The organism is Serratia symbiotica (Periphyllus acericola), assembly GCF_964019515.1.
In the GTDB taxonomy this organism is placed as follows: domain Bacteria; phylum Pseudomonadota; class Gammaproteobacteria; order Enterobacterales; family Enterobacteriaceae; genus Serratia; species Serratia symbiotica_D.
Genome location: NZ_OZ026452.1, coordinates 1,616,304 through 1,641,714, shown reverse-complemented (window position 1 = coordinate 1,641,714; position 25,411 = coordinate 1,616,304). Strand labels below are relative to the sequence as shown.

The following is a 25,411-nucleotide window of genomic DNA, read 5'->3' as shown; positions in this document are numbered from 1 at the left end:
GCTTACCACAGAAACTATGGCACGAAAGGGTGATTTTGTTGCCGCTGTTTAACCGCGCCGCCAAGATCCCGCCGCCCGATGATCGCTGGCTCGCGCATCGACCCAGCGATCACCCTGGCTGGTGGTCTCACGCTTCCAGAATGGCGCGCGGGTTTTTAGGTCGTCTATAATAAAAATGCGTTGGCGGCGAACGCCATGTTGCGGTGCGCGCTAGTCACGCCAACAAACACAATTTTATCACCTGCGAACAACACGCAAATACGATGGATCACCGTCACGCGTTGTAATCCCCAACGGCCCCGCGCTTGTGCCACGATCTCCGCCAACGTCTTTTCGCTCATGTCTGGGTAGTGCTCTAGCGTCAGTGCGCTAACATTCGCGCCCAGATTGTGGTTGCGCACTTTGCCGATGAAGGTCACTACCGCGCCATCATCATCGCGCTGCGCCAACCACTGATATTCATCACCAATGCTGAACGGGGCTTCACCAAAGCGGATACGGGTATTCTCCATGCTTATCCCCCTGTTACCGGCGGAAAGAACGCCACCTCATCGCCAGCGCGCAGTGGATGATCTGCCGCCATCAACAGCTTGCCTAGCTCCAGCGCCAACACCCAATGGTCACCGTGTGTGAACAACCGCTGATTGCCGCTCAGTCGGCAGCAGGTTTCAATGCGCACCCGATGGTGTTGCGGTTGCGCCTCCAGGTGTACCTCAACCTTGCTGAGCAGCAGTGGATGGCACAGCGGGATCAACTCCCAGGTGCGTTTGGCCTCCTGAATACCAGCGATGCGCGCCTTAGCGAACACATCGCCCTTGTAATGGCTGCCGTCGATAATCATGGCCAACGTGGCGTGCAACATCTCGATAAAGGCTTCGGCGCGCGCCTCACGTACCGTTTCCGCCTTGGTGTAAAATCAACCATATGGGCTTCGCCGGCAGCGTTAATGTGGGTTAGTTGTGTCATCTTTTATTGCTTCTTCAAATGTGGCTAGATGTGGTGCATCGGCGATGGTTCAAGTGGCCCTACTCTCTCGGGTTTGCGGTGGTGCTACGGTCAATGACGAGACATATCCTAACCCGCGATAAATGAAATGACAGGTTCTGGGTTATACCGCTTTTGCCTTGATGCAGGAAATGGCTCTGCTTTTTGCTCAGTAGACTGCGCACGATACGATCCTTCAATGCAGCAAGTTGGTCATCATCCGCCAGCAGATCGCGCAAGCGGATGCCCTGCTCGCCGAACAGGCATAGGTGCAAATTGCCAACAGCGGAGACCCGTAACCGATTGCAACTGGCACAAAAGTATTTTTCATAGGGCATGATCAACCCAACTTCCCCCTGATAGTCCGCATGGCTGAAAACCTGCGCCGGGCCATCGCTTCGGCCACGCGGCTGACGCCGCCAACCCAGCCGCTCCAGTTGCAGGCGAATCACTTCACCGGATATATGGCATTGGTGGAACAGAGCGCCTCCTTGGCCCGTTTCCATCAGTTCGATAAAATGCAGTTGGATTGGACGGGGCTTAATCCAATGCAAAAAGGCACCAAGCTGCTGATGGTTAACATCACGCATCAACACTAACACTGTCTTGACTTTAACCTTGATTGAACCCGGCGCTGAAAGCAGCATCAATGCCATCCATCACCTGGCGGAGCTTGTCTTAACCGGTAATGAGGTGAAACTGGCGGGCATCAAGGCTGTTGATACTGACATTGATCGCCGTCAGGTCGGCATCGCGCCAACTGGCAGCATCGCGCGCCATTCGGTGGCCATTGGTGGTGACTGACAGTGTGCGGATCGCCGGGTTTTCACACACTGCAGCAATAATCTGGGTAAAATCGCGGCGTAGTGACGGTTCACCACCGGTCAAACGCACCTTTTCGGTGCCGAGTTCTGCAAACGCGCGGCTGACGCGTCGGTTTTCATTCGGCGATTAAAAAAGATTTAGGGCTGGCGGTAGGTGTGTAACAGCCGGGCAAACAGTAGGTACAACGGAAATTGCACACGCCAGTGATCGATAAGCGCAAATAGTAAAACTTACGCTCATAAGCATCTGTGAGTTGCGGCACTATCACACCTTTCCTAAGTCGGGAGATACGAGCGTTTCCACTCTGCACCCTTGTGGCTCCCTTCGCCACAGCCCAAGCGCCATCAAGCGCCATATTTTCTTGAAAGAATAGCGTAGGATCAAAGGCCAGGAGTTTTGATTGCAATCGTCGCTGTCTATGCGAGCGGAATGAAACCGAGATTCTCGGCAGAAGTCTAGCGCTTAACAGCGGTGATAGCCAATGTCACTATACAATTGTCTATACAGCGTTTTTACACGTGCTAGATCTTGCCAAGCTTGAGTAAACGCTAATTGTACAGACGAATTGACCCTCACCACACAGATAGGCTAGGCTATGCGGGCCGTCAGCGCCTTTGTAAGGAAATTTATGCGAAATCGAACCCTGGCTGATCTTGATCGGGTAGTAGCATTAGGCGGTGGTCATGGCCTTGGTCGCCTGATGTCTGCCCTGTCGTCTTTGGGCTCCCGCCTAACCGGCATCGTTACCACCACTGATAATGGCGGCTCCACTGGCCGCATACGCCGCTCAGAAGGCGGTATTGCCTGGGGCGATACCCGCAACTGCCTAAACCAGTTGATTGCCGAACCCAGCGTGGCCTCGGCGATGTTCGAGTACCGCTTCAGCGGTAACGGTGAACTCTCTGGCCACAACCTCGGCAACCTGATGCTGAAAGCGCTGGATCACCTCAGTGTACGTCCGCTGAAGGCGATCAATCTGGTACGCAGCCTGCTGAAAGTAGACGCCACCTTGATCCCAATGTCCGAGCAGCCGGTTGATCTGGTGGCATATGACCACGAAGGCAACCACGTCTACGGCGAGGTGAATATCGATCAGTTGATCAACATGCCACGGGAATTGATGCTGTCAGCGCAGGTCACGGCCACGCGTGAAGCGCCGGAGGTCATTGCCCAAGCCGATGTGATCCTGATTGGGCCAGGCAGTTTCTTGACCAGCCTGATGCCGTTGTTATTGTTGGATGACCTCACCCGAGCCCTGCGCCGCAGCAGCGCCAATATGATTTATATCGACAACTTGGGCCGCGAGTTGAGCGTTGCCGCCGCGTCGCTACCGCTGAAAGACAAACTGGTGCTGATGGAGGAAAAAATTGGCCGCCAAATGATCGATGCGCTGATCGTCGGCCCCTGCGTTGACACTCGTCAGATACGAGAGCGGCTGTTGATTCAGCAACCGTTGGAGGCCAGCAACATCCCACATCGTCATGATCGCCAACTGTTGCGCCAGGCGTTGGATCAAGCATTGGTAGGGCTAGCCGCCCGCGTCTGATGTGCCGTCGCGCCCACGCAGCCAGGGGGTACGGCGCAGAAACTTCGGGCTGGATTTGATGCTCGGATCGCTTCTGAAGCAATTGATACGAATGCGCTCAGCCAGCCCTGGCCAGCCATAGCTTTACACCAGTTTATTCAATAGTTGTTCCAGCGTAACGCCATGCAACGGATCTTTGGGCAGATGTGGGGTCATGGTCGATGCTCGTCGTCAAATAAGCCGCACACCTTACAACATCAATTTTGCTGGGTGCGATAAGAAATTTCGTTACCCGTACAAAGGCAAACGCTGCCGCATCGCTGTCACGAACGGGCGATAAATTGCTCGTGCAGGTGGTGGATTTCGTCGCGCAGTACGCCGGCTTGCTCGAACTCCAGGTTTTGCGCATGGCTGTACATCTGCGCTTCCAGCTCACGGATTTTGTGCTCTAGCGCTGCTGGCGTAAGGCTTTGGTACTGAGCGGCATTTTCGCTGGCCTGGCTTTTACCTTTACCCTTGTGACGCTTGCCCGGCTTCTGGCCCAGTTGCAGGATATCGCCAATCTTCTTGTTCAGCCCCTGTGGCACGATGCCATTTTCTGCGTTGTACGCCTGCTGCTTAATGCGCCGCCGCTCGGTTTCACCTATCGCTTTGGCCATCGAGTCAGCGATGCGGTCACCATACAGGATCGCTTTACCATTGATGTGACGCGCCGCCCGGCCGATAGTCTGGATCAATGAGCGTTCAGAGCGCAGGAAGCCTTCTTTGTCTGCGTCCAAAATTGCCACTAGAGACACTTCAGGCATGTCCAGCCCCTCACGCAACAGGTTGATGCCCACCAGCACGTCAAATTCACCCAGGCGCAGGTCACGAATGATTTCAACGCGTTCCACGGTATCGATATCTGAGTGCAGGTAGCGCACGCGCTCACCGTGTTCCTCTAGGTAGTAGGTCAGTTCTTCTGCCATGCGCTTGGTCAACGTGTTTACCAGCATACGCTCGTTGAGCGCTACCCGTTTACGGATCTCCGAGAGCAAATCATCCACTTGGGTGGTAACTGGGCGCACTTCCACTTCCGGATCCAGCAGCCCGGTGGGGCGCACCACCTGATCGATAAGATCACCACCGGATTTCTCCAGCTCATATTTACCCGGTGTGGCGGATACATAGAGGGTCTGCGGTGCCAGCGCCTCAAACTCTTCAAAGCGCAGCGGGCGGTTATCCAGCACCGACGGCAATCGGAAACCGTACTCCACCAGGGTTTCCTTGCGCGAACGATCGCCTTTGAACATGCCGCCAATCTGCGGGATAGTGACGTGAGATTCATCCACTACCAACAGGCCGTGTGCTGGCAGGTAGTCAAACAGCGTAGGCGGCGGCGCACCTGCGCTGCGCCCGGACAGGTAGCGCGAATAGTTTTCAATGCCTGAGCAGTAACCCAGTTCATTCATCATTTCCAGATCAAACTGAGTACGTTGGCTCAAGCGCTGTTCTTCCAGCAGCTTGTTGTTAGCCAACAGCATTTTGCGACGCTTGGCCAACTCGGTTTTGATTTCTTCCATCGCCTGGAGTATCCGCGTGCGCGGCGTTACATAGTGTGACTTTGGGTAAATAGTAAAACGCGGCACCACCTGTTCGATCTGCCCTGTGAGCGGATCAAACAGCGATAACCGTTCCACCTCATCGTCGAATAACTCAACGCGCAGCGCCAGATCTTCCGACTCTGCTGGAAAGATGTCAATCACCTCGCCGAGCACGCGGAAGGTGGCGCGTTGGAAAGCCTGATCGTTGCAGCTGTACTGCAATTCCGCCAGCCGGCGTAAGATGGCGTGCTGATCGATGATCATACCTTGGTTCAGGTGTAACATCATCTTAAGGTACAGATCTGGATCGCCCAGGCCGTAGATCGCCGAGACGGAAGCCACCACCACCACGTCACGGCGTTCAAGTAACGCCTTAGTGGCGGAAAGCCGCATTTACTCGATATGTTCGTTCACCGAGGCATCTTTTTCAATAAAGGTATCTGAACTGGGTACGTAAGCTTCTGGCTGGTAGTAGTCGTAGTAAGAAACAAAATACTCCACCGCATTTTCAGGAAAGAACCCTTTCATCTCACCATACAACTGCGCTGCCAGCGTTTTGTTGGGTGCTAGCACCATGGTGGGTCGATTTAGATCGGCGATCACATTAGCGATAGTAAAGGTTTTGCCTGAACCGGTGACCCCCAGCAGCGTCTGGTGAGCCAGGCCATCTTCCAGCCCTGCTTCCAGTTTACGGATTGCTTCCGGCTGATCGCCAGCCGGTTTAAAATCCGAATGAAGTTTGAAAATTTTACTCATTGGTTCAGCTGCCTTGTGAAGATGTGCACGTACAAGTGATCGTCGGTGGAGGTCTCGAGTAACCCACCCTGTTGATTATGGAAAGCGGCGGTAATTTACGCTAGTGCTTATGATTATGGGTATAAAACCAGACTCGAGCGGAAGTTGCCACTTTAGCGTGCATCAGCCAGGAGTGGCTACCCCCTTAGCGTGATCCTGCGATAACATTTTTGGTATCAGTGATAGATTTATCCACAGAATTTATCTCAAATTACCCTATTGATAGTTCTGGGATATAACTCGTACATAAAAATCCGATCAATAGTCAGTGGCTTTATTTTAAATAACCAGTTGATATATAAAAACTTCATTAAAGAGCCGAGAATGGCGGCAAAAGCGTATAAAACCCGCGTCCCCTCTCGCTTTAAGCTGCTTTTCTAAACCTAATACACATGGTTGTCCACAGGAATAGTGGATAACTCTTACCACCCCGCCCATGACGGGAGTTGCAGAAATATCATTTTTTACTTTTCCGAACAGCTAAACGATCTTTTTAGTTATTTTTTATAAAAATATCCTTTTTTTTATGCCAATTAATACTAGTACTCCTAATTGTGAAGTCATTTTCAAGCCCTGTCCGGCAGGTTGCAAGCAGCCAAATCGTTTGCCTAATAACGATGCGTACAACTTGGGAAGTATGTAGGCCGTGTCCGCGTTAACTTTTCCCGCCTTACTGCCCCCAACATCCAGCGAACATCAGCAGCGCGATAGGATATATCCCCACTGGGAACCCCATTAAGCAATGCTGCTCTGGCAGTTCAATGAGGAAACCCAGGCTGCCCAGCAGGATTACAACTGGCTGATATCTAAATACGGCCCCAGAGTATGGCGCTGAACATCAGGCAAATGGGGGATCTCGCCCAGCAGCGACGCTGACAGCATACGGCACAACGTTGCCAGGTATTCCTCATGCCGTTTGCCGGGCACAATGACATCGTTAGCGATCCAGCCAACCAACTGCAAACCCGCTTGCCAAATCGCCTGCGCACTCAGCAACGCGTGGTTGATGCAACCCAACTTGACACCCACCACCAAAATCACGGGCAGTTGTTCCCTACGTACCCAGTCAGCAAAAGTGTATTGCAGCGACAACGGCGTGAACCATCCACCCGCGCCTTCAACCAGCAGCCAGTTGGCTCGCTGTTCCAGATGGCGTAAACCAGAGGAAAGCCGCGCCAGTTCGATTGGCCGACCTTCAGCGGCGCTGATGATATGTGGCGAGGTTGGTTCGGTAAAAACGTAAGGATTCACTTCGTCGTAGCTTAGTACCACGCTGCTGTTGGCCTGTAGCGCCAGCGCATCACCATTGCACCATCCCTCGGCGGTCATGGCATTGCCAGAGGCCACCGGCTTGTAGCCAGCACTGCGGTAACCCGCCTGGTTAGCTGCTTGTAGCAGCGCACGACTGGCCACGGTTTTGCCCACTTCGGTGTCAGTACCGGTGACGAAGTAACGTTTAATCACGGTAAATCACACCATATATGAGATGATAGCTAAGCGGGAATTGTCCCTGAATGCGCGGATAGGCCGCTTGTAACGCGGCAAACTGTCGGCGCGACACCAGCCCGCTTTCGCGCCCTTGATGCAAGTGCGTCGCACCGATGCCCTTCAGTGAGCGCATCAGCGCCATCACATCCGGGTAGTTCAGGGTTCGCCATTGCGCCTCAAGACAGTGACGGTAGCCTGCACAGGTAGCATCAATAGCCGCCAGTGGCAGAAAATCGTTCACATGACGCTCGCCATCTACCTGCTGCCAAGCATCGCCCAATTCACGAAGCGAACCCTGCGCCAGCGTGGAAAACAGGATCACGCCACCAGGACGCGTTACCCGATAAAGTTCTGTCAGTACCACCGACAGATCGCTGCACCACTGCACCACCAGGCTACTGAAGCAAATGTCCATCACTGCAGAAGGTAAAGGCACTTGCTCAATATCCGCCAACAAATAGTGATCCGCTGCCTGCTGCTGGCGGGCAAACGCCAGCATGCCCGGTGCCAGATCGAGCGCTGTGACCTGCTTCCCCAGCGCACGCCAACGGCGGCTGAAATAGCCGGTGCCGCAACCTGCATCCAGCAGTTGCACGCCCGGTAGATCTTTCCCCATCCCCAGCAAACGCTCACCGACTTCACGCTGCACCGTCGCCAGCGCATCATAGCTGCCAGCCGCCCGACTGAAGGCTGATGCCACTGCCTGCTTGTTCACCCTCTTAAACGTTGACCCCATGCAAGACCTCCAGTAGGCGATCAATATCCTGTGGCTGGTGGGCGGCTGTCAGGGTGATGCGCAAACGTGCGTCACCCGGTGGCACCGTGGGCGGGCGGATGGCGTTCACCCACAGGCCATGCTCACGCAAATGCTGCGCCAGATCGAGGGTGCGCTGATTATCACCCACCCACAGCGGCTGGATGGCGGTATCGGACGCTGTCAGCGCCAACGACAACTGAGCCGCCCCTTGTCGAAAGCGCAGGATATTGTCCTGCAACCAGGCGCGCAATGCGTCGCCCTGCTGAATACGCCGTAGCGCCGCCCGCAGGGCGCAGGCCTGCGCTGGCGGCATCGCGGTGCTGTAAATCAGGTGGCGGGCGAATTGTAGCAGGTATTCTGCGGTGGGTTCGTCGCACAACACGGCCGCCCCACTGATACCAAACGCCTTGCCAAAGGTCACCACTAATAGTTCTGGCCGCACCCCCTGCTGCCAGCAACTGCCGCGTCCCTGCTCGCCGCACACGCCAATGCCGTGCGCATCATCCACCATTAGCCAGGCCCCTGCCGCACGGGTCAGACTATGTAGCGCCGCCAGCGGTGCGCGATCGCCGTCCATGCTGAACACCCCTTCAGTCACCGCCAACCGCTGCCCTGCACAGGGTTTTGCCAACAGATTAGCCAGCGACTGCGGGTGGTTATGACGAAAACGGCGCAACGGAGCTGGCGACTGGCTGGCCGCTTCCAGCAGCGAAGCGTGGCTAAGACGATCGGCCAGAATGCGATCGCCCGCCTGCATCAATGCCGCCAGCAGTGCCTGATTAGCGGCATAGCCGGAAATAAACAGCAACGCACGCGGATAGCTGAGCCACTCCGCCAACTGCTGTTCCAACACCTGATGCGCGTTGCAAAAACCGGTGACGTGGCCGGAGCCACCGCTGCCCACACCATACTGCCGCGCTCCCTGCTGCCAGGCGGCGATCACATGTGCATCCTGGCTCATGCCCAAATAGTCGTTGCCGGAAAAATTCAAATAATGTTCACCGCCAAGCTGAATTTGGCGACCATTACCGCCTCTATTCACCTGCCGCTGGCGGTAAGTCGCGCTTTGCCGTCGCTCATCCAGTGCCTGCGTGATGCGTTGTTGCCAGCTCATCGCAACGCCGCGTTGTAAAATTGAGCGCTATCGGCATGCATCAGTTGCTCAGTCAATACTTGCTGTTGCTGATTGTCGCCGTACTCAGTGGCAGTCTGTTGCGGATTCAGCCCCAGCTTGCGGAACAACCGCAGATCCTTATCTTCTTCCGGGTTAGGCGTGGTCAACAGCTTACAACCGTAGAAGATCGAGTTGGCTCCAGCCATAAAGCACATTGCCTGAGTCTGTTCGTTCATCTGTTCGCGCCCCGCAGAGAGGCGCACGTAGGAGGCTGGCATCATGATGCGCACCACAGCAATGGTACGGATAAAATCGAACGGATCGATGTCCTCATTGTCCGCCAGTGGAGTACCTTTCACTTTCACCAGCATGTTGATCGGTACGCTCTCCGGTGGCTTTGGCAGGTTAGCCAGTTGCACCAGCAGCCCGGCGCGATCGCGTACTGTCTCGCCCAATCCGACAATACCACCGGAGCACACTTTAATGCCCGCATCACGCACCTTGTCCAGCGTATCCAAGCGTTCTTGATAGCTGCGGGTAGTGACGATACTGCCGTAAAACTCCGGGGAGGTGTCGAGGTTATGGTTGTAATAATCCAGCCCGGCCTGCGCCAGCCGTTCGGCTTGGCTACCCTCCAGCATGCCCAGCGTCATACAGGTTTCCATCCCCAGCGCTTTCACCCCCTGTACCATCTGCTGCAAATACGGCATATCGCGCTCATGGGGGTTTTTCCACGCAGCCCCCATACAGAAGCGGGTAGAACCGGCCGCCTTGGCCTTGCGGGCGGCCTCCAATACCTGTGCCACCTGCATCAAACGTTCTGACTCCAGGCCGGTTTTATAGCGCGAGCTTTGCGGGCAATATTTGCAATCTTCCGGGCAGGCCCCCGTCTTGATCGACAGCAACGTGCTGACCTGAACCTGGCGCTGATCAAAGTGCTGGCGGTGTACTGTCTGCGCCTCAAATAACAGCTCAAGCAACGGTTTATCAAACAGGGCCTGGGCAAGATCCACTGTCCAGTGAATGCGATCAGTCATTATGGCGTCTCCAAAACGAAAAAGTGTCGTCAAAAGTGTCGTCAGTGTAAATATTGTGGATATACTGTCAACCATTATGAATTAAAATTGGTTTACAATCATGTCTGTCACCCAGTCCGACTTGGCTTTCGACCAGCACCATATCTGGCACCCCTACACCTCTATGAGCCATCCATTGCCTTGCTATCCGGTTGAAGCAGCCGCTGGCGTTGAGTTGCATCTGGCTGATGGGCGGCGTCTGGTAGATGGCATGTCCTCCTGGTGGGCAGCGATCCACGGTTACAACCACCCACAGTTGAACCTGGCTGCCACGCAGCAGTTGGAGAAAATGTCGCATGTGATGTTCGGCGGTATTACCCACCCCGCCGCCATCGCGCTATGCCTTAGGCTGGTGGCGATGACGCCGCAGGCGTTGCAATGCGTATTTTTGGCGGACTCAGGTTCAGTGGCAGTAGAAGTGGCGTTGAAGATGGCGCTGCAATACTGTCAGGCACGCGGAGAACGGCGGCAGTATATGCTGACCCTGCGCCACGGTTATCATGGCGATACCTTTGGCGCGATGTCGGTGTGCGATCCCGACAACTCGATGCACAGCTTGTATCAGGGCTTCCTCACCCAGCATTTGTTCGCCCCTGCGCCGCAGTGCCGCTTCGATGAAGAGTGGAATGAACAAGACATTGCGCCGTTCGCCGCGTTGCTGCAACAGCACGCTGACGAGGTGGCCGCAGTGATCCTCGAACCCATAGTACAAGGCGCTGGCGGTATGCGCATCTATCACCCAACCTACCTTAAGCGGGTACGCGAACTGTGCGACCATTATCAGGTACTGCTGATAGCCGATGAGATAGCAACTGGCTTTGGCCGTACCGGCAAGCTATTTGCCTGTGAGCATGCCGGGGTGGTGCCGGACATTCTCTGCTTGGGCAAAGCGCTGACTGGCGGCTACATGACACTTTCCGCCACCCTGACCAGCCGCCAGGTCGCGAACACCATAAGCAAAGGTGCCGCTGGCTGCTTTATGCACGGGCCAACCTTTATGGGCAACCCGCTGGCCTGTGCGGTGGCTGAAGCCAGCTTGACGCTACTGGCAGAAAATCGCTGGCAGGCACAGGTAAACGCTATCGAAACGCAGCTTAAACAGCAGTTGTTGCCCTTGGCTGCACAGCCAAAAGTGGCGGATGTACGGGTATTAGGGGCCATTGGAGTGGTGGAAATGCGCGAACCGGTAGATGTAGCGCAGTTACAGCGCGAGTTCGTCAAGCGCGGAGTGTGGCTACGGCCGTTCGGCACGCTGATTTATCTGATGCCTCCCTACATTATCGAGCCTGAGCCGCTCAGCCGTCTGACTGCGGCGGTAGCGGCCGCAGTGCGCTGAAGCAACAGATTCGGCTGCCGATAACCCTCGTCTATAGCCTATTGCCGACGATGGACTTGCATTGTTCTAGCCAAACGACCTAACTTAAAAGCTCCATTCTTACCGACTACTGTAGGGCATTATGGCTTTTCGCTTTTACAGCAACGATTTGCAAGACGGCGCAAAAATGCCCGCACAACAGATATTCAATGGCATGGGCTACCAGAGCAGCAACCTATCGCCACACTTGGCCTGGGATGGCGTACCTTAACGCAGCACAAGCTTCGTGATCACCCTTTATGATCCCGATGCCCCAACCTATTCCGGTTGGTGGCACTGGGTGGTAGCAAATATTCCGCAGGGCACAGGTTCCGGTAAGGCTTCGCTGCCAGCCGGTGCCATTCAAACCCGTACTGACTTCGGCTCAACCGGTTACAGCGGCGCAACACCTCCGCAGGGCGAGAGCCACCTTTATCAGTTCACCATACATGCGTTAGACGTAGATGAAGGTAGTAGTGGGGCGCTGGTGGGCTTTAATTTGCATTTCCACCACCTCGGAAGCACCACCTTGACGGTGAAATATACCTGATCCTCCGCCAGTAAAAAGGGCGCATGGCTGCGCCTCAGGCTACTGACAAAGTGCTGCCAGATCTGGTAGAGGTAACTTAACCACCTAGACATAGCAATATAAATCAATAATTTAATTATCATCAACTCTCGAATAGGAGGCGGGATCGCTCCTGCCGACCTCTCATACCTTCAACTAATTCCCTTTCACATCAGTATTATGATCCAAGCAATGTAATACTCTCTCTTTTTGTCATCATCTCGGCATTGTTGAATAAATCGGATTTAGAATAAAGAGTCCGAGTCCCGTGAATAGGCATCTTTCAGGCAAGGCGTACACTTTCTGGCATACCGGTGAGCGGCATTTTGTTTAATGCACAGATCATGGCCAGCGCCTCTGCAACTTGCCCATCATAATCTCGCAGCTACAGGTGACCACCAAATAGCTGTTTTACTCTGTACCTCGCTGTTGCCGCTATCGAACGTCGGTGGTAGCCTGTGATACTTTTCTACCGTGTGTTGTCTCCGGTAACGCGCCGGTTCGCCACCGCTTGATTTCGCTCTGCATAGTCTGCCGACCAATACCGGGCTCCGCTGCTGGGCGGTATTAACGCCCTGAGCCTCTTGCGCCTTAACTCATCATCACACACTCGCGTATCCTAAGCCCGATCCGCCGAGGCGACTTTGATTTTACGGTACCTCTGGCGGATAAGACCTGGGAAGGCTTCGGTATCGGTGACATTGCTCAAGGAAAGGTCAGCACAGATGACCTCATGTGTTTCTGTATCTACGGCCAAATGCAGTTTTCGCCAGATCCGCCGTTTTTCCTGACCGTATTTTTTTACCTTCCACTCCCCTTTACCCAACACGTTGAGCGTTGAGCCCGCTAGAGTCGATAACGAGGTGCGCAATTTCACCCGGCGTTGGGGTTTTAAACGGGACATGGCCGGACTTTGCCCGCTTACTGATGCAGGTGTCGTCCGGGCAGTGCAACGGCACTTTGATCAGTGTGACAATGGAGTCGACGAAGCCCTGGAGGGCGCGAAGTGTCAGGCCGAAAATCCGTTTCAGCATCAATACGCTGGTGATTGCCATATCGGAATAATGTGGTGGGCGACCACGCAGAGAAGGTTTTGCCTCGCAGTACCAGGCGTGAAGTGCCGTTTCATCCCCCCAGCAAGTGAGTGAACCCCGAGTGATAAGGGCGTTGTTGTAAGCCTTCCAGTTGCTGATGTTGAACTTTTTCTGGGCCACGGAATGTCGCTATTTTGACAGAAGGAGAGTGATCTCATCCTCGTCCAGGCCAAAAGTTCGATTGATTCAACAACGCCGGTATAAATGGCGAGCGGGATATATTTGCCGATTGGCATTATGGATGGCGTGTCGAAAAAAAGCGCGAGATAGTTTATAGGCAAGGGCGCAACTCGCGGCGCCCTAATAGTCCTATTTAACGTTTTTTGCCGAATGCCGCCGATAGGACATCGCCCATGGCACTTTTGCTAGCCGGGGGACTGCTGCGTGGTTTGGCCGTTTTCGCCGCTGTGCAGCTAAGGTTATTCTGAGCTAATGCCGCTGGGTTGCCGCCACGGCGCGCTGAACCTTTACCGGCTTGTTCCTCTAAACGCATGCTTAGCGAGATGCGTTTGCGCTGTAAATCGACTTCCATCACTTTTACTTTGACGATATCACCGGCTTTCACCATGGTGTGCGGATCTTCGACAAACTTGTCTGCCAGCGAGGAGATATGCACCAGGCCGTCCTGATGTACGCCGATATCCACAAAGGCACCGAAATTGGTGAAGTTGGTGACTAAACCTTCCAGGATCATCCCTGGTCTCAAATCATTGAGGGTGTCAACGCCCTCGGCAAAGGTTGCAGTTTTGAACTCCGGCCGTGGGTCACGGCCCGGTTTCTCCAGCTTTTTCAGAATGTCGGTTATCGTTGGCACGCCAAACTTCTCGTCGGTGAAATCGCTGGCTTTCAGGTTGTGCATCGCCGACGCATTGCCCATCAAGTCCTGTTCTGGTGGGTGGCGGCCAGAATGAGCTCCACTACCGGGTAGGTTTCTGGGTGAACGGTGGAGGCATCCAGCGGGTTGTCGCCATGGTTAATGCGAAGAAAGCCAGCGCATTGTTCGAAGGCTTTCGGCCCTATGCGGCTGACTTTCAGTAGCTGCTCGCGATTGCTGAAACGGCCATTCTAATCCCGCCAGTTGACGATATTTTGCGCCATCATGCGCGGCAGGCCGGCTACGGGGGTCAGCAGCGGTACTGAGGCAGTATTCAAATCGACGCCAATGGCGTTCACGAAGTCTTCAACTACCGAGTCCAGTTTCCTGGCCAGTTGGTTTTGGCTGAAATCGTGTTGGTAATGGCCAATGCCGATGGATTTCGGGTCGATCTTCACCAACTCCGCCAGCGGATCTTTTAGACAGCGGGCGATGGACACCGCGCCGCGCAGCGACACGTCGAGGTGGGGGAATTCCAGCGCTGCCAGCTCGGAGGCAGAATACAACTGAGGCACCCGCTTCGCTGACGATCACCTTCTGTGCCTTTACCTCGCTAAACTGCTTTTGCAGATCGAGATAAAAACGCTCGGTCTCGCGTGAGGCGGTGCCGTTGCCGATGGCCACCAGTTCTACCTTATGCTTGCTGCACAGCGCCGCCACGCTAGCGGCGGCTTTTGCCGCTTGGCCCGTATGTGGGTAAACGGTGTCGGTGGCGATCAGCTTACCGGTTGCGTCCACTACTCCCACCTTCACCCCGGTGCGCATGCCAGGGTCGAGTCCCATGGTGGTGCGCATGCCCGCTGGGGCAGCCATTAGCAGATCCTGCATGTTGCGGGCAAAAACGTTGATTGCTTCATCTTATGCACGCTCGCGCAGCGTGTTCATCAGTTCGCTTTCCAATTGCAGCAGCACCTTGATCCGCCAAGTCCCGTTGACTACCTCTTTGCGCCAGGCATCGGCTGGGGCGTTGTTCAGGTGTAGGTCAAGGTGGTTAATGATAATCAGCTCCGCCTGACTTTCGCGTGGCGTTTCTTCAAACTGTGGATCGGCATTCAGCGCCAATTGCAGCACGCCTGCATTGCGGCCACGGAACATCGCTAGCGCACGGTGCGAAGGCACCTGAGCAATAGGTTCACGGTGGTCGAAATAGTCGCGGAATTTAGCATCTTCTTCTTCCTTTCCTTCCACCACCCTGGACGCCAGATGGGCGTTTTTCCACAGGTAGCTGCGTACCTTGGAAAGCAGGGTGGCGTCTTCGGCAAAACGCTCCATCAGGATGTAGCGTGCGCCATCAAGGGCAGCTTTTACGTCCGTCATACCTTTGTCGGCGTTGACGTAGCGCTCGGCTAGCTGTTCCGGCTGCTGTTGCCACAAGCTATCTGCCAACAGTTCCAGACCAGATTCGATAGCTATCTGCCCACGGGTGCGGCGTTTCGGTTTGTATGGCAGGTAAAGATCGGCGTTTTTAAATAAATCGAACATTTGGCCGGGACGAGGATGAGATCACTCTCCTTATGTCAAAATAGCGACATTCCGTGGCCCAGCAAAAGTTCAATATCACCAACTGTAAGGCTTACAACAACGCCCTTATCACTCGGGGTTCACTCACTTTCTCGGTGGATGAAACGGCACTTTACGCCTGGTACTGCGAGGCAAAACCTTCTCTGCGTGGTCGCCCACCACATTATTCCAATATGGCAATCACCAGCGTATTGATGCTGAAACGGATTTTCGGCCTGACACTTCAAGTCCTCCAGGGCTTCGTCGACTCCATTGTCACACTGATCAAAGTGCCGTTGCACTGCCCGGACGACACCTGCATCAGTAAGCGGGCAAAGTCCGGCCATGTCCCGTTTAAAACCCCAACGCCGGGTGAAATTGCGCACCTCGTTATCGACTCTAGCGGGCTCAACGCTCAACGTGTTGGGTAAAGGGGAGTGGAAGGTAAAAAAATACGGTCAGGAAAAACGGCGGATCTGGCGAAAACTGCATTTGGCCGTAGATACAGAAACACATGAGGTCATCTGTGCTGACCTTTCCTTGAGCAATGTCACCGATACCGAAGCCTTCCCAGGTCTTATCCGCCAGAGGTACCGTAAAATCAAAGTCGCCTCGGCGGATCGGGCTTAGGATACGCGAGTGTGTGATGATGAGTTAAGGGGCAAGAAGCTCAAGGCGTTAATACCGCCCAAAAGCGGAGCCCGTTATTGGTCGGCAGACTATGTAGAGCGAAATCAAGCGGTGGCGAACCGGCGCGTTACCGGAGACAACACACGGTGGAAAAGTATCACAGGCTACCACCGACGTTGGATAGCGGCAACAGCGAGGTACAGAGTAAAACAGCTATTTGGTGGTCACCTGTCGCTGCGAGATTATGATGGGCAAGTTGCAGAGGCGCTGGCCATGATCTATGCATTAAACAAGATGCCGCTCGCCGGTATGCCAGAAAGTGTACGCCTTGCCTAAAAGATGCCCATTCACGGGACTATTTATTCCAAATCCGATTTATTCAACAAAGCCACTGCGATGACAAAATCCGTTTCAGAGGCAAAGGACTCGCTGCCAGCGAGTCCTTTGCCTCTGGCGAGGCGCGCCAGGCAAAAGGCGTCATCTGTAGCAGATTGGCGGCCTGCCCCCCCCGACAGCGCCATGGTATAAGCCAGTGCTTCGCGGCTCTCACAGTCAAAACCCTCAAGCCGCTCCTCCTGCTCATCATGCAGTTGCATCTGCTGATACACCTGTGCCTTCAAATGATACATATGGCGAGTCCCTGGGGAAACGGTCATCAGAATACCACCAGGCTTCACCGCCCGCGCCAGTTTACCCGCCTTGCATGGCGCATAGATGCGTAATACCGCATCCATTGAGCGTTCAGCAAACGGCAGGCGGTGGCTGGAGGCAACGCAAAAAGAAACTGCCGCGTATCGGATCGCCACCTTAGCAATGCACACTGGCTTCTTTTGCAGCCGCTTGTCCGCGCTGCTGTCAGGCGGCTTAGCGGTATCAGGCGACATCTAATTCATATACTGCTACATTGTACCGCTGCTCCAGTCGTGCAGCTAATTCAGCGGTGTAATAGCCTTCCCCACAACCAATATCCAGCTATGCCATTGAATCGGCTCTCAGCAACGGTTCCAGACGTTCCACAACCCGTTACTGTAATGGCGCCGGTTAACCAGCATCAAGAAGCACGCGACGCCCCTGCATCATCTCCACGCTGTCTCCAGGCAACTTTGAACGCTTGTGCTGCACTGGCAACAGATTGACGTACCCTTCTTTGGCACAGTCAAACTGGTGGTTACTGTGGCAACGCCATTGCAGTTGAGAGCAATGGCGCGGCTGATGACACGGGGGACACTGATAAGATATAACTTGGGTTCCAGAAAAAAGGGCGGGAATAGTCTAGGGGAGGCATCAGGTCGATACAATATCAGCTCGAAGCGCTCGGCGTTGCCATCACCAAATGGCGCACAACAAAAACGCCCGCACCATTAAGGCACGGGCTTTTTATATCGCTTACGCTGATTACACAGCAATAACGTTTACTGCTGACGGGCCTTTCTGACCATCTTGGATTTCGAACTCTACATTCTGGCCTTCAGCCAGAGTCTTGAAGCCATTCCCTTGGATTGCAGAGAAGTGCACAAACACATCTTTGCTGCCGTCAGCCGGGGTGATGAAACCAAAACCTTTAGACTCGTTAAACCACTTAACTTGACCTTTAATCTTTGCCATCTTGAGTATTTCCTTTGGATTGTTTAAATCGCCCGTAGGCGTTACATAGACAAACTAGAGTCGTTACTGCTTGAGGCACTAAGATAAGGATCGACAGAAGAAGTGGTATTCAACGCTAACGTTTTTACTCAGAACTTCTTTACTGAAAATGCCACACATATACAGAACTGTACCTCGTTTTACCGAGAAGCGTTATTACATACTCTGTATTAGATGGCAAGCCATTTTTAATCACTGATCGACATATCGCACATATTTGAAACGCTTGATAGCAGCATACGCCTAAATAGGGGCTTTGTTGCATAAATCAGATTTGGAATAAAGAGTCCCATGAATGGGCAGCCTTTTGCCCATCATAATCTCGCAGCGACAGGTGACCACCAAATAGCTGTTTTACTCTGTACCTCGCTGTTGCCGCTATCGAACGTCGGTGGTAGCCTGTGATACTTTTCCACCGTGTGTTGTCTCCGGTAACGCGCTGGTGCACCACCGCTTGATTTCGCTCTGCATAGTCTGCCGACCAATAACGGGCTCCGCTTTTAGGCGGTATTAACGCCTTGAGCTTCTTGCCCCTTAACTCATCATCACACACTCGCGTATCCTAAGCCCGATCCGCCGAGGTGACTTTGATGTTACGGTACCTCTGGCGGATAAGACCTGGGAAGGCTTCGGTATCGGTGACATTGCTCAAGGAAAGGTCAGCACAGATGACCTCATGTGTTTCTGTATCTACGGCCAAATGCAGTTTTCGCCAGATCCGCCGTTTTTCCTGACCGTGTTTTTTTACCATCCACTCCCCTTCACCCAACACGTTGATCCCGGTAGAGTCGATAACGAGGTGCGCAATTTCACCCGGCGTTGGGGTTTTAAACGGGACATGGCCGGACTTCGCCCGCTTACTGATGCAGGTGTCGTCCGGGCAGTTCAACGGCACTTTGATCAGTGTGATAATGGAATCGACGAAGCCCTGGAGGGCGCGAAGTGTCAGGCCGAAAATCCGTTTCAGCATCAATACGCTGGTGATTGCCATATCAGAATAATGTGGTGGGCGACCACGCAGAGAAGGTTTTGCCTCGCAGTACCAGGCGTGAAGTGCCGTTTCATCCCCCCAGCAAGTGAGTGAGCCCCGAGTGATAAGGGCGTTGTTGTAAGCCTTCCAGTTGGTGATGTTGAACTTTTGCTGGGCCACGGAATGTCGCTATTTTGACAGAAGGAGAGTGATCTGATCCTCGTGCTGGCCAAATGTTCGATTTATTCAACAAAGCCTGTAATACTAACAAAAAGATTCTTATACAGTCGGACTTACCGTTAAAAATAACCGATAGTACCTGATAGATACTAATGGCTAAAAATAAAAAAAACGACTACAAATAAGATGGTTCGTATTATTTTGAATGGATATTAATCGTAGAAAAACGCTCGTGGATCATTCCCACTCAATGGTCGCTGGAGGTTTGCCACTGATGTCGTATAACACGCGGGAAATGCCGTTTACTTCGTTGATAATGCGGCTGGAGACGCGGCCGAGAAAGTCATAGGGCAAATGCGCCCAATGCGCGGTCATAAAGTCGATAGTTTCCACTGCGCGCAGTGAAACAACCCAGTCGTATTTACGGCCATCGCCCATTACGCCCACCGAACGTACCGGCAGGAATACGGTGAACGCCTGGCTCACCTTGTTATACAGGTCAGCGTTGTGCAACTCTTCAATGAAGATGGCATCTGCACGACGCAGTAGGTCGCAATACTCTTTCTTGACTTCACCAAGCACGCGCACGCCCAGACCAGGCCCAGGGAATGGGTGCCGGTACAGCATATCGTACGGTAGGCCCAGTTCCAGACCGATCTTGCGCACTTCATCTTTGAACAGTTCTTTCAACGGTTCGACCAGCCCCAGCTTCATCTCTTGTGGCAGGCCACCCACGTTGTGATGCGATTTGATCACATGTGATTTGCCAGTGGCGGAAGCGGCGGATTCGATCATGTCAGGGTAAATGGTGCCCTGCGCCAACCATTTAACGTCGGATTGCTTGCATGCTTCTTCGTCGAACACTTCCACGAACACGCGGCCAATGATCTTGCGCTTGGTTTCTGGTTCGTCAACGCCAGCCAACTCGCTCAGGAAGCGATTCTCCGCCGCCACATGCACGATATTCAAGCCGAAACGGTCGCCGAACATTTCAAGGACCTGATCAGATTCATTCAGGCGCAGCAAGCCGTTGTCGACAAACACGCAGGTCAGTCGTGTGCCAATGGCACGGTGCAGCAGCATCGCGGTTACGGAAGAGTCAACACCGCCGGACAGGCCGAGGATCACATGGTCTTCCCCTACTTGCTGGCGAATACGTTCAACCACATCTTCAATGATGGTGGCCGGAGTCCACAGGGCTTCACATTGGCAAATGTCCAGAACAAAACGTTCTAGCATGTGCTTGCCCTTGTGGGTGTGAGTCACTTCCGGGTGGAACTGCACGCCGTAGAAACGTTTTTCTTCATTAGCCATAATGGCGAACGGGCAGCTATCGGTGCTTGCGATGGTCACAAAGTCAGATGGGATGGCAGTAATTTTATCGCCGTGGCTCATCCACACGTCCAATAGCGGTTTGCCCAGCGGGCTGGTGATGTCCTCGATGCCACGCAACAGCGCGCACTCATTGACGACTTCCACCTGAGCGTAGCCGAACTCACGCTCGTTAGCCCCCTGCACACAACCACCTAACTGTATCGCCATAGTCTGCATGCCGTAGCACACACCCAACACCGGCACATCAGCAGTAAACACGTACTCAGGGGCGCGCGGGCTGTCGTCTGCGGTAGTGCTTTCCGGGCCACCGGAAAGGATGATGCCGCTGGAATTGAATTCACGGATCTGTTCTTCGTTCACATCCCATGCCCATAGCTCACAGTAAACGCCGATTTCGCGCACGCGACGGGCAATTAATTGGCTATATTGCGAACCGAAATCCAGAATAAGAATGCGATGCTTATGGATATTTTTTTTCATAATAAAACGAATTCCAGCAACAAAAATAAAGGAAAAATAAAATCGTCTGGGGCAAGGCCCCACCCAGTAAGTTGTCACCAGCCGTACCCTATACGCCGTTGACATTAAGTCCAATGAGCCATGCCCCCTTGAAATCAACCCATGCGGTAGTTCGGCGACTCTTTGGTGATAGTCACATCGTGTACATGGCTTTCCTGAATACCAGCGCCACTGATGCGCACAAATTCTGCCTTGGTGCGCAGTTCGTCGATGGTCGCACAGCCAGTCAGACCCATGCAGGAGCGCAGCCCCCCCATCTGCTGATGCACGATGGCTTTCAGCATGCCTTTATAGGCTACACGGCCTTCGATACCTTCTGGCACTAGTTTGTCAGCGGCGTTATCGGTTTGGAAGTAACGGTCAGAAGAACCTTTGGACATCGCACCCAGCGATCCCATGCCACGATAGGACTTGAACGAACGTCCCTGGTACAGCTCGATTTCACCCGGTGATTCTTCGGTACCTGCCAGCATGGAGCCAACCATGACGCAGGAGGCACCCGCCGCGATCGCCTTGGCGATGTCGCCAGAGAAACGGATGCCACCATCGGCGATAACCGGGATACCAGTCCCTTTCAGCGCGTCAACCGCATCAGCAATGGCCGTGATCTGTGGTACGCCTACACCAGTGACGATACGGGTGGTGCAGATAGAACCAGGGCCAATGCCCACTTTCACCGCGCTCACCCCCGCCTCAGCTAAGGCTTTGGCACCGACGTCGGTGCCAACGTTGCCACCGACGATCGGCAAGTCGGGGTATTTGGCACGGGTTTCTCGAATACGTTTCAGCACACCTACGGAGTGGCCGTGTGAGGAGTCGATCAGAAGCACGTCAACACCTGAGGCGACCAGCGCATCAACGCGCTGGTCATTACCGGCACCCGCACCAACCGCCGCACCTACACGTAACCGACCATGCTCGTCTTTACAAGCGTTGGGCTTGCGTTCTGCTTTCTGGAAGTCTTTAACGGTGATCATGCCCAGCAGGTGGAAGCTGTCATTCACCACCAGCGCTTTTTCAACGCGTTTTTCGTGCATTTTTTGTAGCACGATTTCGCGCGCTTCATTTTCTTTCACCGTGACCAGCCGTGCTTTCGGCGTCATCACTGCGGTGACAGGCTGGTTCATATCGGTAACGAAGCGCACGTCGCGCCCGGTAATGATCCCCACTAACTCATTGTCTTCGGTAACAACCGGGTAGCCAGCGAAGCCGTTGCGAGCAGTGAGCGTTTTAATTTCTTGTAAGGTGGTTGCTGGGATGACGGTCTGTGGGTCGGTCACTACACCGCTTTCATGTTTCTTCACCCGGCTGACTTCTTCAGCCTGGCGTTCGATAGACATGTTTTTGTGAACAAAACCTAGGCCACCTTCCTGCGCCAGCGCGATAGCCAGGCTAGATTCGGTTACGGTATCCATGGCGGCGGACAACATAGGGATATTCAGGCGGATATTTTTAGTCAGCTGCGTGCCGAGTTCTGCGGTATTAGGTAGAACCGTCGAATGGGCAGGTATCAGGAGTACATCGTCAAACGTCAACGCTTCTTTAACAATACGTAGCATGGGCAATATCTCACCAGGGTGGGCTGTGAAAGGGATAAAATATTGCCGTAGCATTATACAGAGCGTAATCGTTTGCCTCTAGCACTTTCTTGCAAAAACCCTTGATTACCTTTTTTAGCCATGTAGTATTGGACAATTGAGTGCTTGTTTATCGTGCGCGCCATCGAAACCGCCAACCGCCGTGATGAATGTGATGTGCTGATCGGTCGCCGGGGTGGAGGTTAGATGGAAGATCTGTGGAGTTTCAATAATGAACGCGTAGCACGCGCGATATTCGCCAGCCAGATCCCGATCGGCGACAAAGTCGGCCATGAAACCGATGTGACCATCGCTGACTCTGTCGCCGATTGCCGCTGAACTAGTCAGCCGCAATCAGCTTGAGCTAGTGCGTCAGTTGAAGTCGCAGCAACAACGGTTGGAAATGGCGCTGGATTACTATCTGGTCCGGCGTCAACAGCAGTTCACGCGCATTCACCACCTTTTGCAGCAGCAACATCCGCACCTGCGGCTGTCGCACCAGAATACACTGCTGTTCAAATTACAACGCCGTCTAGAAGAGGGCACGCAAAATCAGTTGCGCCTGGCCTCGCAGCGCAACGAACGCGCCCAGAAACGGTTGGCGCAGATACAGCCGCAGAACCACATTCACAGCTATCAACAGCATGTGCAGCAGCAGGAGTACCGCTTACAGCAGGCGCTGGATCGCCAGCTTAATGCTTGCTGCCAGCGCTTCGGTATGGCCTGTAGCCAGCTTGAAGCGGTAAGCCCGCTGGCGCGCGGCTACAGCGTGACACAAAGCCCATGCTGCGAGCTGCTGAAAAGCACTAAAAAGGCTCAACTCGGCAAACGGCTAGAAACCCTTTTACTTGATGGCTAGATAGAGAGTTAAGTGAAGAGCATCACCACCGCTAAAATTCGCGATCCAATGAGACTGTTTGAGCGCAGTATTTATTCGTCAAATCTATAACCTCTCAGCCCTTTCGATAGAATATGGGGGCAGTATTACTACCGCCCACCTTGCACTGATTATTTTTTTCTTCAGGTGAGTATCGGCGTTGTTGAATAAATCGGAAATCGGATTTGGAATAAAGAGTCCCCTGAATGGGCAGCTTTCAGGTAAGGCGTACACTTTCTGGCATACCGGCGAGCGTCATCTTGTTTAGTGAACAGATCATGGCCAGCGCCTCTGCAACTTGCCCATCATAATCTCGCAGCGACAGGTGACCACCAAATAGCTGTTTTACTCTGTACTTCGCTGTTGCCGCTATCGAACGTCGGTGGTAGCCTGTGATACTTTTCCACAATGTGTTGTCTCTGGTAACGCGCTGGTTCGCCACCGCTTGATTTCGCTCTGCATAGTCTGCCGACCAATAACGGGCTCCGCTGCTGTGCGGTATTAACGCCTTGAGCTTCTTGCCCCTTAACTCATCATCACACACTCGCGTATCCTAAGCCCGATCCGCCGAGGCGACTTTGATTTTACGGTACCTCTGGCGGATGAGACCTGGGAAGGCTTCGGTATCGGTGACATTGCTCAAGGAAAGGTCAGCACAGATGACCTCATGTGTTTCTGTATCTACGGCCAAATGCAATTTTCGCCAGATCCGCCGTTTTTCCTGACCGTATTTTTTTACTTTCCACTCCCCTTCACCCAACACGTTGAGCCCGCTAGAGTCGATAACGAGGTGCGCAATTTCACCCGGCGTTGCGGTTTTAAACGGGACATGGCCGGACTTTGCCCGCTTACTGATGCAGGTGTCGTCCGGGCAGTTCAACGGCACTTTGATCAGTGTGACAATGGAGTCGCCGAAGCCCTGGAGGGCGCGAAGTGTCAGGCCGAAAATCCGTTTCAGCATCAATACGCTGGTGATTGCCATTACGCTGGTCATTGCCATATCGGAATAATGTTGTCGGCGACCACGCAGAGAAGGTTTTGCCTCGCAGTACCAGGCGTGAAGTGCCGTTTCATACACCGAGAAAGTGAGTGAACCCCGAGTGATAATGGCGTTGTTGTAAGCCTTCCAGTTGGTGATGTTGAACTTTTGCTGGGCCACGGAATGTCGCTATTTTGACAGAAGGAGAGTGATCTGATCCTCGTGCCGGCCAAATGTTCGATTTATTCAACAACGCCTTCCCACAGAATTCAGATGCTCATCAATGAATCTCATAGCATTCTCAATGTTGCCAATCTCTTTTAGTTGGTCGCTGGATGACTCAGTTACCTTCGACTTTGCTTTTAACATAATCTGCCAGCGTAGTGTGATTTCCTTCAATACGAGCAGACACCAGGCTTTCCAGCATGTGAAAAATGGCCTTGAGCTGTACGAATAATAACGGATGAACATCGGTCTAAAGCCGTAAGTGTCGTAGCAAATCAAGCTCAGTCAAGACATCAAACAAGGGAGAATCAAAGCTCGGATTGAGCAAGCTAAGATCAAAGTGTGTAAATCGTGGCATTAAAGTTAACCTATCTTAACTAGTGGCTTATCAGTATCTCAAAAAAACCATTAAATCATAGAATATTAAAACAATAATATATAAATTATATCTCAAAATCTCAAAAAACACCATTTGGATAAATCAAATAAACCGCCGCATAAAGTCCCATGACTGGACGCATAAACAGAGCTTTTGGCATCTAAGCCCGCTTGCCAAACATCACGCTCTATCACCTGCACCCTACATGACATCCCTTCTCAAAAAGGCTCGTCATACGGCGGTGTTCGGTCCACGTCGTCGGGTTTTTTGGTAAACATCCCAGTCACGGGGCGCGGGCAGGGGCTGCTCTCTGGCTCGCTGTGGCGCATCACTGGCTTACCCAACCGGCCATTACGGCCTGCTGGTCGTACCGTTAGCGCACTGATAATCGAATCCGCCACCACCTGATAACCGCTTGACGTGCTGCCATCCTTCGCCGTCCACTGATTGATCTGCATGGTGCCGGAAACACTGTTCAACTCACCTTTACCGTAACGTGCCAGCGCTTTGGCCTGTTTGCCAAAAGCCACTACGCCCAGTCAGAAAGGAGTCTCTCCGT

Annotated in this window: 14 protein-coding genes, 15 pseudogenes and 1 riboswitch; of the genes and pseudogenes, 5 read left to right on the top strand and 24 right to left on the bottom strand. The window is 53.4% G+C overall.

The annotated features are described in order from the left end of the window. Positions 1 to 48: 48 nt before the first annotated feature. From moaE to moaA, 4 genes and pseudogenes are all read right to left on the bottom strand, one after another. Positions 49 to 512, bottom strand: a pseudogene (gene moaE, locus AACL06_RS08945) (molybdopterin synthase catalytic subunit MoaE). A gap of 2 nt (positions 513 to 514) precedes the next feature. Next, the gene (locus AACL06_RS08940) at positions 515 to 583 is read right to left on the bottom strand and encodes a MoaD/ThiS family protein (protein ID WP_339038379.1); all 69 of its coding nucleotides are present in this window, start codon (positions 581 to 583) and stop codon (positions 515 to 517) included. Positions 584 to 646: 63 nt separating this feature from the next. Then, a pseudogene (locus AACL06_RS08935) lies at positions 647 to 966 on the bottom strand (cyclic pyranopterin monophosphate synthase MoaC); the annotation flags it as partial. 59 nt (positions 967 to 1,025) lie between these two features. Then, a pseudogene (gene moaA, locus AACL06_RS08930) lies at positions 1,026 to 2,071 on the bottom strand (GTP 3',8-cyclase MoaA). Further along, positions 2,061 to 2,215: riboswitch (molybdenum cofactor riboswitch) on the bottom strand. It overlaps the preceding pseudogene by 11 nt. A 222-nt stretch (positions 2,216 to 2,437) precedes the next feature. Here moaA and yvcK point away from each other — a divergent pair. Further along, a complete protein-coding gene (gene yvcK, locus AACL06_RS08925; protein ID WP_339036892.1) occupies positions 2,438 to 3,355 on the top strand; it encodes a uridine diphosphate-N-acetylglucosamine-binding protein YvcK in 918 nt (305 codons plus the stop codon). Here yvcK and AACL06_RS08920 read toward each other — a convergent pair. From AACL06_RS08920 to bioB, 6 genes and pseudogenes are all read right to left on the bottom strand, one after another. Beyond that, a pseudogene (locus AACL06_RS08920) lies at positions 3,338 to 3,550 on the bottom strand (VF530 family DNA-binding protein). The gene yvcK and the pseudogene AACL06_RS08920 overlap by 18 nt on opposite strands. Before the next feature lie 107 nt (positions 3,551 to 3,657). Further along, positions 3,658 to 5,673, bottom strand: a pseudogene (uvrB, locus tag AACL06_RS08915) (excinuclease ABC subunit UvrB). 828 nt (positions 5,674 to 6,501) lie between these two features. Further along, on the bottom strand, positions 6,502 to 7,176 hold the full coding sequence (bioD, locus tag AACL06_RS08910; protein WP_339036890.1) for a dethiobiotin synthase: 675 nt from the start codon (positions 7,174 to 7,176) through the stop codon (positions 6,502 to 6,504). After that, positions 7,169 to 7,936 (bottom strand): malonyl-ACP O-methyltransferase BioC, encoded by a 768-nt coding sequence (gene bioC / locus AACL06_RS08905; RefSeq protein ID WP_339036888.1) that lies wholly within the window; start codon positions 7,934 to 7,936, stop codon positions 7,169 to 7,171. The genes bioD and bioC overlap by 8 nt, the downstream gene beginning before the upstream one ends. After that, entirely contained in the window at positions 7,920 to 9,071 is a 1,152-nt protein-coding gene (bioF, locus tag AACL06_RS08900; protein WP_339036885.1) for an 8-amino-7-oxononanoate synthase, read from the bottom strand. The genes bioC and bioF overlap by 17 nt, the downstream gene beginning before the upstream one ends. After that, positions 9,068 to 10,108 (bottom strand): biotin synthase BioB, encoded by a 1,041-nt coding sequence (gene bioB / locus AACL06_RS08895; RefSeq protein WP_339036883.1) that lies wholly within the window; start codon positions 10,106 to 10,108, stop codon positions 9,068 to 9,070. Before bioB ends, bioF begins: the two co-directional genes overlap by 4 nt. A 100-nt stretch (positions 10,109 to 10,208) precedes the next feature. Between bioB and bioA the strand changes: the two genes are divergently transcribed. Together bioA and AACL06_RS08885 are read left to right on the top strand one after the other, a co-directional pair. Beyond that, positions 10,209 to 11,483 carry an adenosylmethionine--8-amino-7-oxononanoate transaminase gene (gene bioA, locus AACL06_RS08890; RefSeq protein ID WP_339036882.1) on the top strand — a complete coding sequence of 425 codons (1,275 nt, stop codon included), beginning with the start codon at positions 10,209 to 10,211 and terminating at the stop codon, positions 11,481 to 11,483. A gap of 121 nt (positions 11,484 to 11,604) precedes the next feature. Next, positions 11,605 to 12,051, top strand: a pseudogene (locus AACL06_RS08885) (YbhB/YbcL family Raf kinase inhibitor-like protein). Between the two features lie 301 nt (positions 12,052 to 12,352). Here AACL06_RS08885 and AACL06_RS08880 read toward each other — a convergent pair. Both AACL06_RS08880 and AACL06_RS08875 read right to left on the bottom strand, forming a co-directional pair. Next, positions 12,353 to 13,283: pseudogene (locus tag AACL06_RS08880) on the bottom strand (IS5 family transposase). Positions 13,284 to 13,476: 193 nt separating this feature from the next. Further along, positions 13,477 to 15,495 (bottom strand): annotated as a pseudogene (locus tag AACL06_RS08875) (Tex family protein); the annotation flags it as partial. A gap of 77 nt (positions 15,496 to 15,572) precedes the next feature. On the opposite strand from AACL06_RS08875, the pseudogene AACL06_RS08870 reads away from it, so the two are divergent. Next, positions 15,573 to 16,503: pseudogene (locus AACL06_RS08870) on the top strand (IS5 family transposase). A gap of 23 nt (positions 16,504 to 16,526) precedes the next feature. Here AACL06_RS08870 and rlmA read toward each other — a convergent pair. The 7 genes and pseudogenes from rlmA to guaB all read right to left on the bottom strand — a co-directional run bounded on the left by rlmA (position 16,527) and on the right by guaB (position 22,374). Beyond that, positions 16,527 to 17,406 (bottom strand): annotated as a pseudogene (gene rlmA, locus AACL06_RS08865) (23S rRNA (guanine(745)-N(1))-methyltransferase). A 156-nt stretch (positions 17,407 to 17,562) separates the two neighbouring features. Beyond that, on the bottom strand, positions 17,563 to 17,772 hold the full coding sequence (gene cspE / locus AACL06_RS08860; protein WP_006709457.1) for a transcription antiterminator/RNA stability regulator CspE: 210 nt from the start codon (positions 17,770 to 17,772) through the stop codon (positions 17,563 to 17,565). Positions 17,773 to 17,813: 41 nt separating this feature from the next. After that, positions 17,814 to 17,931, bottom strand: a pseudogene (locus AACL06_RS08855) (DUF2627 domain-containing protein). Between the two features lie 148 nt (positions 17,932 to 18,079). Then, positions 18,080 to 18,940: pseudogene (locus AACL06_RS08850) on the bottom strand (IS5 family transposase). Beyond that, the gene (locus tag AACL06_RS08845) at positions 18,873 to 19,034 is read right to left on the bottom strand and encodes a hypothetical protein (RefSeq protein ID WP_339036715.1); all 162 of its coding nucleotides are present in this window, start codon (positions 19,032 to 19,034) and stop codon (positions 18,873 to 18,875) included. The pseudogene AACL06_RS08850 and the gene AACL06_RS08845 overlap by 68 nt, the downstream one beginning before the upstream one ends. 164 nt (positions 19,035 to 19,198) lie before the next feature. Further along, positions 19,199 to 20,776 carry a glutamine-hydrolyzing GMP synthase gene (gene guaA / locus AACL06_RS08840; protein WP_339036875.1) on the bottom strand — a complete coding sequence of 526 codons (1,578 nt, stop codon included), beginning with the start codon at positions 20,774 to 20,776 and terminating at the stop codon, positions 19,199 to 19,201. A 134-nt stretch (positions 20,777 to 20,910) separates the two neighbouring features. Next, positions 20,911 to 22,374: an IMP dehydrogenase gene (guaB, locus tag AACL06_RS08835; protein WP_339036873.1), complete on the bottom strand. Its 1,464-nt coding sequence runs from the start codon at positions 22,372 to 22,374 to the stop codon at positions 20,911 to 20,913. A gap of 144 nt (positions 22,375 to 22,518) precedes the next feature. On the opposite strand from guaB, the pseudogene AACL06_RS08830 reads away from it, so the two are divergent. Next, positions 22,519 to 23,251, top strand: a pseudogene (locus AACL06_RS08830) (exodeoxyribonuclease VII large subunit); the annotation flags it as partial. 84 nt (positions 23,252 to 23,335) lie between these two features. On the opposite strand, the gene AACL06_RS08825 reads toward AACL06_RS08830, so the two are convergent. From AACL06_RS08825 to AACL06_RS08805, 5 genes and pseudogenes are all read right to left on the bottom strand, one after another. Then, complete coding sequence (locus AACL06_RS08825; protein ID WP_339036872.1) at positions 23,336 to 23,503, bottom strand: hypothetical protein; 168 nt, start codon at positions 23,501 to 23,503, stop codon at positions 23,336 to 23,338. After that, positions 23,487 to 24,407, bottom strand: a pseudogene (locus tag AACL06_RS08820) (IS5 family transposase). The gene AACL06_RS08825 and the pseudogene AACL06_RS08820 overlap by 17 nt, the downstream one beginning before the upstream one ends. Next, entirely contained in the window at positions 24,340 to 24,501 is a 162-nt protein-coding gene (locus AACL06_RS08815; RefSeq protein ID WP_339036871.1) for a hypothetical protein, read from the bottom strand. The pseudogene AACL06_RS08820 and the gene AACL06_RS08815 overlap by 68 nt, the downstream one beginning before the upstream one ends. An 11-nt stretch (positions 24,502 to 24,512) precedes the next feature. After that, positions 24,513 to 24,831 (bottom strand): annotated as a pseudogene (locus AACL06_RS08810) (Fic family protein); the annotation flags it as partial. Positions 24,832 to 25,070: 239 nt separating this feature from the next. Next, positions 25,071 to 25,382, bottom strand: a complete 312-nt coding sequence (locus AACL06_RS08805; protein ID WP_339036869.1) for a single-stranded DNA-binding protein — start codon at positions 25,380 to 25,382, stop codon at positions 25,071 to 25,073. Between the last annotated feature and the right edge of the window lie 29 nt (positions 25,383 to 25,411).

Bases quoted from the DNA above. Each gene is read 5' to 3' on its own strand.
- bioB (WP_339036883.1), bottom strand. From the start codon at position 10,108: ATGACTGATCGCATTCACTGGACAGTGGATCTTGCCCAGGCCCTGTTT.
- guaA (WP_339036875.1), bottom strand. From the start codon at position 20,776: ATGAAAAAAAATATCCATAAGCATCGCATTCTTATTCTGGATTTCGGT.
- bioF (WP_339036885.1), bottom strand. From the start codon at position 9,071: ATGAGCTGGCAACAACGCATCACGCAGGCACTGGATGAGCGACGGCAA.
- guaB (WP_339036873.1), bottom strand. From the start codon at position 22,374: ATGCTACGTATTGTTAAAGAAGCGTTGACGTTTGACGATGTACTCCTG.
- yvcK (WP_339036892.1), top strand. From the start codon at position 2,438: ATGCGAAATCGAACCCTGGCTGATCTTGATCGGGTAGTAGCATTAGGC.
- bioA (WP_339036882.1), top strand. From the start codon at position 10,209: ATGTCTGTCACCCAGTCCGACTTGGCTTTCGACCAGCACCATATCTGG.
- cspE (WP_006709457.1), bottom strand. From the start codon at position 17,772: ATGGCAAAGATTAAAGGTCAAGTTAAGTGGTTTAACGAGTCTAAAGGT.
- bioC (WP_339036888.1), bottom strand. From the start codon at position 7,936: ATGGGGTCAACGTTTAAGAGGGTGAACAAGCAGGCAGTGGCATCAGCC.